This is a genomic window from Sulfitobacter sp. SH22, assembly GCF_965641905.1.
Classification (GTDB): Bacteria; Pseudomonadota; Alphaproteobacteria; order Rhodobacterales; family Rhodobacteraceae; genus Sulfitobacter.
In genome coordinates, this window is sequence record NZ_OZ282573.1 from 796,284 (window position 1) to 809,859 (window position 13,576).

Annotated in this window: 12 protein-coding genes; 8 read left to right on the top strand and 4 right to left on the bottom strand. The window is 59.3% G+C overall.

The window, feature by feature from the left end; translation table 11 throughout:
* Positions 1-20: 20 nt before the first annotated feature.
* Both ACSQ13_RS05890 and ACSQ13_RS05895 read right to left on the bottom strand, forming a co-directional pair.
* Complete coding sequence (locus ACSQ13_RS05890) at positions 21-821, bottom strand: DUF2145 domain-containing protein (protein WP_295508656.1); 801 nt, start codon at positions 819-821, stop codon at positions 21-23.
* Positions 818-1,162: a hypothetical protein gene (locus tag ACSQ13_RS05895; RefSeq protein WP_176249980.1), complete on the bottom strand. Its 345-nt coding sequence runs from the start codon at positions 1,160-1,162 to the stop codon at positions 818-820. The genes ACSQ13_RS05890 and ACSQ13_RS05895 overlap by 4 nt, the downstream gene beginning before the upstream one ends.
* Positions 1,163-1,466: 304 nt before the next feature.
* On the opposite strand from ACSQ13_RS05895, the gene hemA reads away from it, so the two are divergent.
* From hemA to ACSQ13_RS05920, 5 genes are all read left to right on the top strand, one after another.
* Positions 1,467-2,690, top strand: a complete 1,224-nt coding sequence (hemA, locus tag ACSQ13_RS05900) for a 5-aminolevulinate synthase (protein ID WP_176249979.1) — start codon at positions 1,467-1,469, stop codon at positions 2,688-2,690.
* A 120-nt stretch (positions 2,691-2,810) separates the two neighbouring features.
* Positions 2,811-4,034, top strand: a complete 1,224-nt coding sequence (locus tag ACSQ13_RS05905; protein ID WP_176249978.1) for a helix-turn-helix domain-containing protein — start codon at positions 2,811-2,813, stop codon at positions 4,032-4,034.
* Between the two features lie 76 nt (positions 4,035-4,110).
* On the top strand, positions 4,111-5,232 hold the full coding sequence (gene ispG, locus ACSQ13_RS05910) for a flavodoxin-dependent (E)-4-hydroxy-3-methylbut-2-enyl-diphosphate synthase (protein ID WP_176249977.1): 1,122 nt from the start codon (positions 4,111-4,113) through the stop codon (positions 5,230-5,232).
* A gap of 64 nt (positions 5,233-5,296) precedes the next feature.
* Complete coding sequence (locus ACSQ13_RS05915; protein ID WP_295508650.1) at positions 5,297-6,451, top strand: DNA cytosine methyltransferase; 1,155 nt, start codon at positions 5,297-5,299, stop codon at positions 6,449-6,451.
* Positions 6,448-6,987, top strand: coding sequence for a GIY-YIG nuclease family protein (locus tag ACSQ13_RS05920; RefSeq protein WP_176249975.1), 540 nt, complete (start codon positions 6,448-6,450; stop codon positions 6,985-6,987). Before ACSQ13_RS05915 ends, ACSQ13_RS05920 begins: the two co-directional genes overlap by 4 nt.
* Position 6,988: 1 nt before the next feature.
* Here the strand turns inward: ACSQ13_RS05920 and ACSQ13_RS05925 are convergent, their stop codons facing one another.
* Together ACSQ13_RS05925 and ACSQ13_RS05930 are read right to left on the bottom strand one after the other, a co-directional pair.
* Positions 6,989-7,471, bottom strand: coding sequence for a disulfide bond formation protein DsbA (locus ACSQ13_RS05925; protein WP_295508646.1), 483 nt, complete (start codon positions 7,469-7,471; stop codon positions 6,989-6,991).
* A complete protein-coding gene (locus tag ACSQ13_RS05930; protein WP_295508643.1) occupies positions 7,472-8,230 on the bottom strand; it encodes a DsbA family protein in 759 nt (252 codons plus the stop codon).
* 141 nt (positions 8,231-8,371) lie between these two features.
* Here ACSQ13_RS05930 and ACSQ13_RS05935 point away from each other — a divergent pair, with 141 nt between their 5' ends.
* From ACSQ13_RS05935 to ACSQ13_RS05945, 3 genes are all read left to right on the top strand, one after another.
* Positions 8,372-9,514 (top strand): pyridoxal phosphate-dependent aminotransferase, encoded by a 1,143-nt coding sequence (locus ACSQ13_RS05935; protein WP_295508640.1) that lies wholly within the window; start codon positions 8,372-8,374, stop codon positions 9,512-9,514.
* 68 nt (positions 9,515-9,582) lie between these two features.
* A complete protein-coding gene (locus tag ACSQ13_RS05940) occupies positions 9,583-10,797 on the top strand; it encodes an N-acetylmuramoyl-L-alanine amidase (RefSeq protein ID WP_176249971.1) in 1,215 nt (404 codons plus the stop codon).
* 129 nt (positions 10,798-10,926) lie between these two features.
* Positions 10,927-13,482 carry a penicillin-binding protein 1A gene (locus ACSQ13_RS05945; RefSeq protein WP_295508636.1) on the top strand — a complete coding sequence of 852 codons (2,556 nt, stop codon included), beginning with the start codon at positions 10,927-10,929 and terminating at the stop codon, positions 13,480-13,482.
* Positions 13,483-13,576: the final 94 nt, after the last annotated feature.

The following is a 13,576-nucleotide window of genomic DNA, read 5'->3' on the forward strand; positions in this document are numbered from 1 at the left end:
TTGCTTGGATGCCAATTTGCCTAGATCCCGACGGCACGGGTCGGGGACAGGGTGTAGGATTTCGCCACCAGCTTGTTTTGTTTCATAAAGCGCAGGATTGATCCAAAGGTGGCGGTCCGGATTTGGGGGCCGTGGTCCTCGGTTGTCAGCGCCTTGGAGGCGAGCGGCGCGAAGCTCCGTTTCAGACCGCCAATCTTGATCACCTGCGGGGTGAAATGGGCGGTGATGTTCGATTTGATCTGCGCGGCATCACCAGTGTTGTAAAGCGCGGCCATCAGCACATCCAAGGTGTGTTCCGTACAGTTCTGGAACTGCCGCGTCTGGGGGTTGGACAGAACAGAATAGGATGTGTTGTGGAGCTTGCGATAGGTCGGGCTGGCGATCACCTTAAGCAATTTGCGTTGCAAGCGCGGATCGGGGATGATGATGCCGGCCTCAAGCGCATGGGCACCGGCAAAGAAGTCGGCAGGGCCATCTTGCACCAGACTGCTGCGCATTGGCCTATCGGCGTCTTGATACAGGTTATAGACACGGTAGCCCTGATAGCTGGACCCGTCCGCGCGCTTGATCTGCGAGAACACCCAGAATGCCACATGGGTATAGGTCACCCCTTGGGGAAGTTCGGAGGCACGGCGGCCTTTGCGGGCGACGATGGCGACACTGGCACCGCGGGCAGCCAGATCGACCTGCACCTTGTCTGAAAACGCGGCGACCTGTTCGGCTGGCAGTAGCGGCTTGCCCGCCTGACTGCTGCCCGCATCAACCGCTGCGGGCTGAACCGCGCACAGCGTCAGGGCCAGCGCCGTGACAAGCGCCTTCATCGTTTTGCCCCATATGTGCCGTCGAGCGTCGGGGGGCCATCAGGGGCGGGGGCCAATGTAACGGGTGTATCCAGGCTTTCGATTATTTGCGATCCGGCAGTCATTGCACCGTTGCCCGCACTTTGCAGGGCTGCGCCCGACAGGGACAATGTCGCGCCCACGACCATAAGCGGGACCGCAGCAACAGTTGCCGCACCAGAGACCACGGCCGCAGAGCCATGGCTGGCGGCGGCGGCGCTGTGGTTGGATGCCCGCGCGCTGTGTTGGGTGCTGCTGCCAGCAATCGCCATCGTGCCTGAAAGGGTCAGGGCGGTGGCGATCTGTACGATTTTCTTGAACATGTGATTCTCCAATTCATGAACAACGTTCACAAGTGATAGGGGGTAAAATCGGCCCTGACAAAGGAAAAATGAACACTGTTCATAAAAATGATGAACGGCGCACAAACTTGATCTCGATCAAGGCATGAAAGGAGGAGGGGGCATATTACCGCCAAATTCGCCGGGGTTAAGGAACCCCTGCGACAATGCGGACAGATTAAAGCATTGAACCGAGGGTGTTAGAACTGTATTCATTCTAAAACACGAATATGGCGATTGGATCCTACGCCTTTAAGGTTCAGTCGAGCGTGAGGAGGAAGGCGCGATGGATTATACCAAACAGCTTGATCAGGCGATTGATCGTCTGCACGAGGAAGGGCGGTATCGCACCTTTATCGACATCGAGCGTCGCAAGGGCCAGTTCCCTCATGCGGTATGGACCCAGCCTGATGGTTCCGAAAAAGACATTACTGTTTGGTGTGGCAACGACTACCTTGGCATGGGTCAAAACCCTGTGGTTCTGGCCGCCATGCACGAAGCCCTTGATGCCACAGGCGCAGGGTCGGGCGGTACGCGCAATATTTCCGGCACCACCGTTTACCATAAACGCCTTGAGGCCGAGATCGCTGATCTTCATGGCAAGGAAGCGGCCCTGCTGTTCACCAGCGCCTATATCGCCAATGACGCGACGCTCAGCACCTTGCCCAAGCTGTTTCCGGGGCTGATCATCTATTCAGACGCGCTGAACCATGCGTCGATGATCGAAGGCGTGCGGCGCAATGGCGGCGCAAAGCGCATATTCCGTCACAACGATGTCGACCACCTGCGCGAATTGATCGCGGCTGACGATCCTGCTGCACCAAAGTTGATTGCATTTGAATCGATTTATTCGATGGACGGCGATTTCGGCCCGATCGAAGCGATTTGCGACCTTGCTGACGACGTCGGCGCATTGACCTATATCGACGAAGTCCACGCCGTTGGCATGTATGGCCCGCGCGGTGGCGGCGTTGCCGAACGCGACAACCTGATGCACCGTCTGGACATCATCAACGGCACATTGGCCAAGGCGTATGGCGTGATGGGCGGCTATATCGCCGGCTCTGCAAAAATGTGCGATGCGATCCGTTCCTATGCGCCCGGCTTTATCTTTACCACCTCCTTGCCTCCGGCTGTGGCGGCAGGGGCGGCGGCATCCGTCGCCTTTCTGAAAACCGCGCCGGAGCTGCGTGAAAAGCATCAGGAACAGGCAAAAATACTCAAGCTGCGGTTGAAAGGGTTGGGCCTGCCCATCATCGATCACGGCAGCCATATTGTGCCGGTGATTGTCGGCAATCCCGTCCACACCAAGATTTTGTCCGACATGTTGCTAGAGCAATATGGCATTTACGTGCAGCCGATCAACTTCCCGACTGTGCCGCGCGGCACGGAGCGTTTGCGCTTTACCCCGTCGCCCGTACATGGCCCGCGGGAAATGGACGGATTGGTCCACGCGATGGACGGGCTCTGGTCCCACTGTGCGCTGAATCGTGCCGAATTGGCGGGGTAACTACGTTTTTTCTTCATAGCCCGTTGATTTATGTTAAAGATAAAGAAAGAAACAGCACAGCTCGAATCGTGAAAACGGCCCGGGTAAGTGTAGCAGGCACGTAAGCGACGGGGCAAACATATGATCGGGCGTTGGATTTCCAAGGCGAATACGGACGAGCAAGTTGAAGCCCGTGGCTTTGATGCGTATGATTTGCGATTGGGTGATCTGATGCGGGGCGAACGCGCCACATTGGGCAAATCGCTGCTTGATGTTCAGCGCGAACTGCGGATCAAAGCCTCTTATATTGCTGCCATCGAAAATTCCGACCCTGATGCATTTGACACCCCCGGTTTCATCGCCGGTTACGTGCGGTCCTATGCGCGTTATCTGAACATGGATCCCGATCAGGCGTTTTCGTCTTTTTGCCGCGAATCCGGTTTCGCTGTTGCGCATGGCATGTCTGCCGAAGCATCCGTAATTAAAAAACCGACCCGCGAAGAACGGATGACACGTTCCGCCGACAATGATATTTTCAAGCGCCCCTCGACCCCGTTTACCCCCGTGGGGGACAGCCTGCTCAGCCGGATTGAACCGGGTGCCTTGGGGTCTGTGCTGGTTTTGGTCGCGTTGATCGGTGCCATCGGTTTCGGCGGGTGGAGCGTGCTGAAAGAAGTGCAGCGCGTACAGGTTTCGCCCGTTGATGAGACACCTGTTGTTTTGTCCGACCTTGATCCTTTGGCAGGGGCGTTGAACCCTGCGCCTCAGGCATCCTCGAACACAGTGACTGCCGAGAACATGGCCATCCCGCGCACGGATACGCTGGACCGTCTCTACCGCCCTGCGGCGTTGGATGTGCCGGTTCTGGTCGCGCGTGATGCGCCGATCGCGTCAATTGATCCGCATAGCGTCGGCAGCTTTGGCGCGCCGACTTTCGACAGCCAGCGGATTGCATCGGTTACAACGTCAACCGATACACCCGACAGCACGATTGCCGTGCCGCAGGTTGTTGAAGGCCCGGCACCGGAATTGCGTTTGGTCGCGGCATACCCGTCCTGGGTCCGTATCCGCGCAGCGGATGGCAAAGTGATCTTTGAAGGGATCATGAACAAGGGCGACAGCTGGGATGTTCCTGCCACGCAAGAACCCCCAACCTTGCGCACTGGCGAATCCGGCGCGTTGTATTTCGCCATGGACGGCCAGTATTACGGCCCCGTTGGCGATCGCGGTTCTGTGACGTCGAACCTGCCGTTGCAGCGTCAGGCCTTGGCCGAAGTGTATGAACCGGCATTGCTGGAAGAAAACTCGGCGCTTGCGACCATGGTTGCCGAACTTCAAAACACCGCGACAAGCCCGACAGAATAAGCCAGATGCCATTGCAAGCAGGGCCGCGCCTGAATAGGTTGCGGGCAACGCTGATCTATTGCCAAAGGTGCTGCCCATGTCGCTGAATCACATCCGTCCTTGGCGTAATATCTACCGCCGCAAATCCCGCCAGATCATGGTGGGCAATGTGCCGGTGGGGGGCGATGCACCGATTACCGTGCAGACCATGACCAACACCCTGACCACCGATATCAAAGGCACGATCGCACAGATTCAGGCGGCTGCTGAGGCGGGTGCCGATATCGTGCGGGTGTCCGTCCCGGACGAGGCATCCTCAAAGGCGCTCAAGGAAATTGTGCGCGAAGTATCGGTGCCCATCGTGGCCGACATCCATTTCCATTACAAACGCGGGATCGAAGCCGCCGAAGCAGGGGCCGCCTGTCTGCGGATCAACCCCGGTAACATCGGCGACGAAAAGCGCGTCAAGGAAGTCATCAAAGCCGCGCGCGATCACAATTGTTCGATCCGTATTGGCGTCAACGCAGGGTCGCTGGAACGGCACCTGCTCGAGAAATACGGCGAACCTTGCCCCGATGCGATGGTCGAAAGCGGGCTGGATCACATCAAGATCCTGCAAGACAATGATTTCCACGAATTCAAGATCAGCTGCAAAGCATCCGATGTGTTCATGGCTGCCGCCGCCTATCAGCAACTGGCCGAAGCCACGGACGCGCCGATCCATCTGGGCATTACCGAAGCGGGCGGGCTGATCAGCGGCACGGTCAAATCCGCGATTGGCATGGGCAACCTGCTGTGGATGGGCATTGGCGACACGATCCGCGTCAGCCTGTCTGCCGATCCCGTCGAAGAAGTCAAAATGGGCTTCGAGATCCTCAAATCCCTTGGCCTGCGGCATCGCGGTGTGAACATCATCAGCTGTCCGTCCTGTGCGCGGCAGGGGTTTGACGTGATCAAAACCGTCGAGGCGCTGGAAAAGCGGCTGGAACACATCAAAACCCCGATGAGCCTGAGCATCATCGGCTGTGTGGTCAACGGGCCGGGCGAGGCGCTGATGACGGATGTCGGCTTTACCGGCGGCGGCAACGGGTCGGGCATGGTGTATCTGGCGGGCAAGCAAAGCCATAAGCTGGGCAATGAGGGCATGATCGAACATATCGTCGAACAGGTCGAAGCCCGCGCCGCCGTGATCGAGGCCGAAGAGCAAGCGGCAGAGTGATGCGGCACCTGCGTTTCGGTGAATTAGCCATCGACACGCAAAACCGCATTTCATACTAATAGCCATGGCTGAAACCCCCGATCACACCCCCAAATACGCCGAGTTTTTTTGCGGTGGCGGGATGGTGCGTGCCGCCTTGCACGACCGGTGGAATTGCGTGCTGGCCAATGACATTGATGCGATGAAATGCAAGGTTTACGGGCAGAATTGGGGCGTTCAAGGGCTGCACGAAGGCGATATCGCCGCCCTTGATGATGACCTTTTGCGCGAACAGATTGATCTGTACTGGGCCTCCAGCCCCTGTCAGGATTTCAGCCTTGCGGGCAAGGGGCGCGGGTTGTCGGGCGCGCGCAGCGGCGTATTCGCCCATTGGGCCGACAAAATCACCGTTGCGATCAAGGCGGGGTTTGCGCCGCGTATCATTGCTTTCGAAAACGTGGTCGGGCTGGTCTCACGCAATGCAGGGGCAGACCTGAACACGGTCCTCGCGACCTTTGTGCGCCTTGGCTACAAGGTTGGCGCGCTCGAGATCGACGCGCGGCGTTTCCTGCCCCAAAGCCGCCCGCGGTTGTTTGTGGTCTGTGTGCGCAACGATATCGACATTACCGGTCTGACGGTGCCCAAGCCGTCTCATGCGTTTCACGGCAAGAAGCTGCAAAAGTTTCTGGGGGCGGCCTCGCGGCCTGTGCGGTCGAACTGGCTGTGGTGGAAACTGGATGATGCCCCCGCTGCCGATCATCTGCTGGATGATGTGCTGGAAAAACGCACACCGATGCCGTGGTTTTCCGAAGCCGACACGGATCGCTTGTTAACTCTGATGTCGCCGCCCAGTCTGGAACGGTTGCGCGTGGCCCGCAAGGCGGGGCGCACGGTGGTTGGCACAATCTACAAACGCGGGCGGCCCGATGTGGATGGCAATGTGCGTCAACGTGCTGAACTGCGCACCGACGGGTTGGCAGGCTGCCTGCGCACGCCTGCTGGTGGATCATCGCGGCAAATTCTGTTGTTTATCAAGGGCAACCGCACCCGTGCGCGGCTTGTTTCCTCGCGCGAGGTGGCACGATTGATGGGGCTGCCTGACAGCTACCGGATGCCCGACACCTATAACAACGCCTACCGCGTGGCGGGTGACGGGGTGGCGGTGCCGGTGGTGCGCTATCTGGATCAGGTGTTATTCGCGCCGATCCTTGCCCGCCGCAGCCTAGAGGCCGTTGCATGACAACCGCGCAGAGCTTTCGCGGCACGGCGCTTAGCGCGCTGACCAACCAGATCGGGGTCTATGCGCTGTGCGATCTGGACCAGCAACCGATTTATGTGGGGCAATCGGTGGATGGCATTCGCACGCGGGTGCGCAGGCATCTGACCTCGGCCCGTTCGGATGTGATTGCCAACCGTCAGATTGATGTCTGGGAAATCGCCTTTGTCTGGGCCTGGCCCGTGGACAGCGCCGATCAGGTCGAACCGCTGGAGCGGTCCATTTTCGCCCATTACGATGCCGAACTGCCCTTGATGAACGGCAAGGCGATGGTGCCGGGCGAGGGGGATGTCATCTGGCCGGAAAAGCAGGTCGCTCAGGTGATCGAGGAAGAGGAACGCCAGTCGCGCCTGACCCCGTCCAACCGGTTGCCCCGCCAGATCAAGCAGTATGATCTGTTGGTCGATTATATCCTGACGGTGAAAGAGGCCCCGCACCTCAAGCGGTCGCTGGATGCGCATTTCGCGCGGCTGGTGCGGTATCACCAGAAATTCCTGTGACCTAGCGCGTCAGATATTTCCGCAAAACGATATCAGGCATATGCCCGCGCAGGATCATGTCAGGCATCACGTAAAACGGGGCCTCGACCATACCCAGCTTGGCTGACAGGGCAGCACCATCAAGGGATGACATGTTGTGATGAGTGAAGGTCGTGCCGGAACTAACTGATAACGCTTGCAATTCTTGCAGTGCCTGATCGCAGGTCGGGCAATCGGGTGCCGTGAAGATCGCGATGTTAGCGCCCTGCAACACCTGATCTTCCAACGCGCGCAAAAGTGCGATATCGGCGGCGGCCTCATCCTGATAGCCGGCGGTGGCATAGTCGGGGGGCGTCATCGCTGATGACAACACCTCGGGCTCCGCCATCAGAAACCCGCGCATTTCGGCGTTGAAAGCCGCGCGCTCGGCTGGGGTCAGGGCCGTGAAATCGGTCTGCGCGGCCGCCGGAAAGGCCGCCGCGCAGAGCAAAAGGATCAGCCGCATTCAGCCGCGTTTTTCTTCCAGAATGGCTTTCATCTGGTCATAGGGCAGATAGCCGCGCAGCAATTCGTCTTGCATCACAAAGGTCGGGGTGCCCGAAATCGACAATATCTGCGCCAGCGCGCGGGTTTGGGCGATTTCTTCGGTCACTTCGGCGCTGTCCATCTTTTCGGTAATGGCATCCGCATCCAGACCAAAGCTGTCGGCCAGACGGCCCAATGATGTCGGCGTGATATCCCCGTTAAAGCTCATCAGCGCGTCGTGGACCGATTTATAGCCTTCGTCGCCCGCAACCAGTTTGGTAGCAATCGCAAAGCGCGACGCGATCATGGATTGTTCGCCCAATATCGGCAATTCCTTGACGATAAAGCGGATATTGCCGTCGCCGTTGATCAGCTTTTCAACTTCGGTAAAGGCCTTTTTGCAATAGCCACAGCGGTAATCCATGAACTCGACGATGGTGATGTCGCCATCAGGGTTGCCGCCGACAAAGGAATAGCCGTCGTTGAAAATCGCGTCTGCATTGTCGGACACGAGGGTGAAATCCGCCTGCGCCTGCGCTTCGGCTTCTTTGGCCTGCAACTGGCTTACCGCTTCCATGATGACTTGGGGGTTTTCCATCAGATAGGCGCGGACTTCGGCACGGAACTGGACGCGCTCGGCATCTGTCAGTTCGGTCAGATCCATCGCCTGGGTCGGGCCGCTTAGGGCCAGAGCCATCAACGCGCCGGAAAAAAGGGAAGTGGCGGTCAGTTTTGTCATATTGGGGTCACTCACTGTTATTGCGCGGCCCTTGGGGCGGCTTTGGCACCTGTGGTGCGCGATTTCGAGCCATCGCACAAGGGTTGACGGCACCAACCTGGTGCGGTGAAAGGTTCTTGCCCCAAGTTTAGGATTAAGCTCATGCGTATTTCAACCCGTTCTCAGGTCGATCCCTTTATCGTGATGGACGTGATGCAAGCCGCATCCGCCGCCGAAGCCGCGGGCCGCCACATTATCCACATGGAAGTCGGCCAACCGGGAACCGGGGCACCGTCCGGGGCGACTGCCGCATTGGCCCGCGCGATGGATCAGGGGGCCTTGGGCTATACGGTTGCATTGGGCCTGCCAGCCCTGCGCGCGCGCATCGCGCAAATGTACGGCGAATGGTACAACGTTGATCTGGACCCGAACCGGGTGGTGATCACGTCCGGCTCCTCGGGGGGGTTCATTCTGGCCTTTACCGCGCTTTTTGACACCGGCGACAAGGTCGGCATCGGCGCGCCGGGCTATCCCAGCTACCGGCAGATCCTCAAGGCGCTGGCGCTGGACCCCGTTGACCTGCCCACATCGCCCGACAACCGCTATCAGCCCGTGCCGGATGATTTCGCGGGCATGGACCTCAAGGGGCTGCTGGTGGCGTCCCCTGCAAACCCCACGGGCACCATGCTGGACCGCCCCGCGATGAAGGCCCTGATTGATGCCACCCAAGGGCAGAGCGCGTCGTTTATCTCGGACGAGATTTACCACGGCATCGAATACGAGAAAAAGGCGGTTACCGCGCTCGAGATCACCGATGATGCCTATGTGATCAATTCGTTCTCCAAGTATTTTTCCATGACCGGCTGGCGTGTGGGCTGGATGGTCGTGCCCGAAGATCACGTGCGGGTGGTGGAACGGATTGCGCAAAACATGTTCATCTGTGCGCCCCATGCCAGTCAGGTTGCCGCATTGGCGGCGATGGATTGCGAGGATGAATTGCAGGCCAATATGGATGTCTACCGTGCCAACCGGACCATGATGATTGACGGGTTGCGCGACGCGGGCTTTAGCAGTTTTGCCCCGCCGGATGGGGCGTTTTATGTTTATGCCGATGTATCCGGCATCACCGATGACAGCCGCAGGCTGGCGCGTGACATTCTGGACAAGGCAGGGGTGGCCGTCACACCGGGGCTGGATTTCGACCCCATTCGCGGGCATCAGACCTTGCGGTTTTCCTATGCGCGCGGGACGGCGGATATTGCCGAAGGGATTGCGCGGCTCAAGGCCTATATGGCGGCGCGCTGAAAGGCTGGCCCGTCGGGATTGTTAATGCTAGTTTGCACCCGAACACCACGATCAGAACGGTGACAGGCATGCGGTTTTTCCCAATATTGGCGGCGCTTATGGCGTTTTCAAACCCCGTTTCAGCCCAAGAGCTGACGGCCTTGGCGCGCGTTGACCCGGGCCCAAGCGAGATCACCGATGGCTGGTTCGGTGGCACCACGCTCAGGCTGCAGCTCAGCCAGGGGGTGCCGTTTCGGGTGTTCCTGCTGGACAATCCCGCGCGCCTTGTTGTCGATTTCCGCGAGGCGGACTGGTCGGGGGTCAAGACGTCGGACTTGCTGGCGGAACCGGGTAATATCAGCGACTTGCGCTTTGGCCCGTTTCAACCGGGGTGGTCGCGGCTGGTGGCCGATCTGGCCCAGCCGATGCTGCCGCGCGAAATCGGGATGCCCGTCGACAGCGGCTCCGGTCAGGCCACGCTTGAAATCAGTCTCAAACCCGTTGATCCCGCCGAATTTTCCGCCGCAGCCGGCACACCGCCTGATCCGGCCTGGACGATGGCCCTTGCGGCACCGCCCAAACCGGCCAAACCCAAGGGCGAGGACCGTTTTTTGGTGGTCCTTGACCCCGGTCACGGTGGTGTGGACCCGGGGGCCGAAAGCGACGGGGTTGCGGAAAAGGACCTGATGCTGGCCTTTGCCAACGGGCTGCGCGATGCGCTGGTGCGCGACGGGATTGACGTGCTGATGACCCGCGACAGCGACATGTTTGTGGCGCTCGAAACCCGCGTCGCGATTGCCCATCAGGCCCAAGGTGATCTGTTCATTTCGCTGCACGCGGATATCTTGCAGCAAGGCGGCGCAAAAGGGGCCACCGTCTATACCCTGTCGGACGAGGCCAGCGATACCGCCACCGAACATTTGGCCGCACGCCACAACCGGTCCGACATCATCGCGGGGGCCGATCTGACCGGTTCGGATGATCAGGTCGCAGGTATTTTGCTGGATCTGGCCCGGCAGGAAACCGAACCGCGTTCGGTCGCCGCTGCGAAAACGCTTGTTGCGGGGATGAAGGGGGCAGGTGGCCCGATGAACCGACGCCCGCTGCGCATGGCAGGGTTTTCGGTGCTCAAATCAGCCGATATCCCGTCTGTTCTGATCGAGATCGGATTTCTGAGCAGCCAAAGGGATTTGAACAACCTGCGCGATCCGGTCTGGCGCGCCGTCATGGTGGCGGGCATCGCGGATGCGATCAAGGTCTGGCGCGATCAGGATGCAGCCCTTAAGCCGTTGATACGCCAGTAACCATTGCGGTGATAAAGACAGCCGACCTGCGCGGTATATCGCCAAATTACCACTGCTTCGTGTTTTGACGATTCCACTTTGCCCGCGTATAGACGGGTTAACCAACAGCCTTGCAAGGGACTGCCACACGTGTTTCGCCTAATTCTATCCTTCTTCGGGGGTATCTTTACCACCCTGACCATGAGCATCGGTATGATTACTCTTACCATCGGGGCGATCTTCTGGATGTACGGGCGCGACCTGCCCAGCCACGAATCCCTTGCGCAATACACCCCGCCCACAATCAGCCGGATTTATTCCGGCCAGGGGCGCTTGATTGATGAATTCGCCAAGGAACGCCGGCTTTTCGCGCCTGCGAACACCATTCCGGACCTGATCAAACAGGCGTTTATCTCGGCCGAAGACAAGAATTTTTACACCCACGAAGGCTATGATCTGCGCGGCATCGGTGCGGCTGCGGTGGATGCGGTGCGCACGCGCGGCAAAGATGTGCGCGGGGCGTCGACGATCACCCAACAGGTGATGAAGAACTTTTTGCTGTCCGGTGACCGCCGGGCCGAACGCAAGATCAAGGAAATCATCCTTGCTGCCCGTCTGGAAGAAACCCTGCCCAAGGAAAAAATCCTCGAACTCTATCTGAACGAGATTTTTCTGGGCCAGAATTCCTATGGTGTGGCGGCGGCTTCGCAGACCTATTTCAACAAGACGCTGAGCGAACTTGCCCCCCACGAGGCGGCTTTTCTGGCGTCCCTGCCCAAGGCCCCGTCGGATTACCACCCGGTGCGCCGCAAGGACCGCCTGAAGCAGCGCCGCGATTTCGTTCTGCGCGAGATGATGGAAAACGGATATATCACCAAAGCCTCCTACGAGAACGAAGTCGCACAGCCGCTGCGCTCGGTTCAGAACGGGGACTTTGAGAGTTTTAAGGCGGAACTGCCGCCGCGCGATTACTTTACCGATGAAATCCGCCGCCAACTGTCTGAAAACTTTGGCGAAGGTGAGTTTTTCACCGGCGGTCTGACCGTGCGCGCCACCATCGACAACGAAATGCAACCGATCGCGGCGCAGGCCTTGCAGCGCCAGCTTGAGGATTACGACCGTGGTGTCGGCATCTGGCACGGGACCGGCAAAACCATTCCGGCCGACCAGTTGACCGACGAAGCCACTTGGCGCGAAGCGCTGTCAGCGATCCGCGTGTCGCGCGACGTCGATTTGGACAGCACCTGGTATCCGGCGGTGGTATTGAGCGTGGGCGACAGCAATGCGCGGATAGGCATCGAAGGGGTGCCCGAAACGGCTGATGGTCATTTCATCACCGCCAAAGACGTTGAATGGGCGCGCAAACGCCTGAGCGATGGCACCTTGGGCCGCAAGGCGCAGGTCGCGGGCGATTTGCTGGCGGTCGGCGAGGTGGTGCTGGTGCGGCGCATGACGGCGGATAGTGACGGGTCGTTCATCCGGTGGACTTTGCGGCAGGTCCCCGAAGTGCAGGGCGGCTTTGTTGCGATGGACGTCAACACCGGGCGTGTGATCGCCATGCAAGGCGGATTTTCCTATCAGTCATCGGTGTTCAACCGCGCCACCCAAGCCAAACGCCAGCCCGGGTCCAGCTTTAAACCTTTCGTTTACGCCGCGGCCCTTGATAGCGGGTATACGCCAGCGACCATCGTGGTGGATGCCCCGATCGAGATCAACACACCGCAAGGCCTGTGGCGCCCGCGAAATTCGTCGAACAAGTTCTACGGCCCCACACCGCTGCGCACAGGGATCGAACAATCGCGCAACCTGATGACCATCCGTCTGGCGCAAGAGGTCGGGATGGACACCATCGGCTCTTATGCCGAACGGTTCGGCGTATATGACGACCTGTCGCCGGTTCTGGCCAACGCATTGGGATCGCAGGAAACGACATTGTACCAGATGGTATCGGCCTATGCGATGTTCGCCAACGGGGGGGAGCGGGTGCAACCCACCCTCGTTGACCGCGTGCAAGACCGCTATGGCCGCACGGTGTACAAACATGACCAACGCATCTGCAATGATTGCCAGCTGGCCAGCCTCGAAGAGGGTCTGGGGCCGCGGATCATTTCCAACCGCGAACGGGTGATGGACCCGATCACAGCCTATCAGCTGACATCGATGATGAAGGGTGTGGTCGACCGCGGCACGGCCAAAGGGGCGATTAACCTGCCTGTGCCGATCGCCGGCAAGACCGGCACAACCAATGACGCCAAAGACGTTTGGTTCGTGGGCTTTTCCAGCAATATCGTTGCGGGCTGCTATATCGGTTTCGACAACCCTAGGTCCTTGGGTAAACGCGCCTACGGGGCGGGGATGTGCGGGCCGGTGTTCCAGCGCTTTATGAGCGAAGCCATCAAGAAATACGGCGGCGGCCCCTTTGAAGTGCCCCCGGGTGGTAGCTTTATCAACATCGACCGCTTTACCGGCGCACGCCTGTCGGATGATGCAAGCGGGCCGAATGTGGTGGCCGAATATTTCCGGGATGGCGAGATGCCATTGTTCGGGATCACCTTTGACGGTGGCTTTGCCATGGGCGCAGACTTGCCACTGGTCGAAGAACTGGGCCGCTCCGCCGGGCGCGAAGTCACGACATCCACTGGCAAAAAGGCAGTCGTGGGGCCCAAGGCCAGTTTTGGCACGATCAGCTCAGGCGGGCTTTACTAGCGCTGCCACCACGCCAACCGCTTGCCCCTACAGCAAGGCTGGTCTATCTCATACGCGGCTCCGGCATTTCGGGGCCGCGGTTCATTTAAAGGGC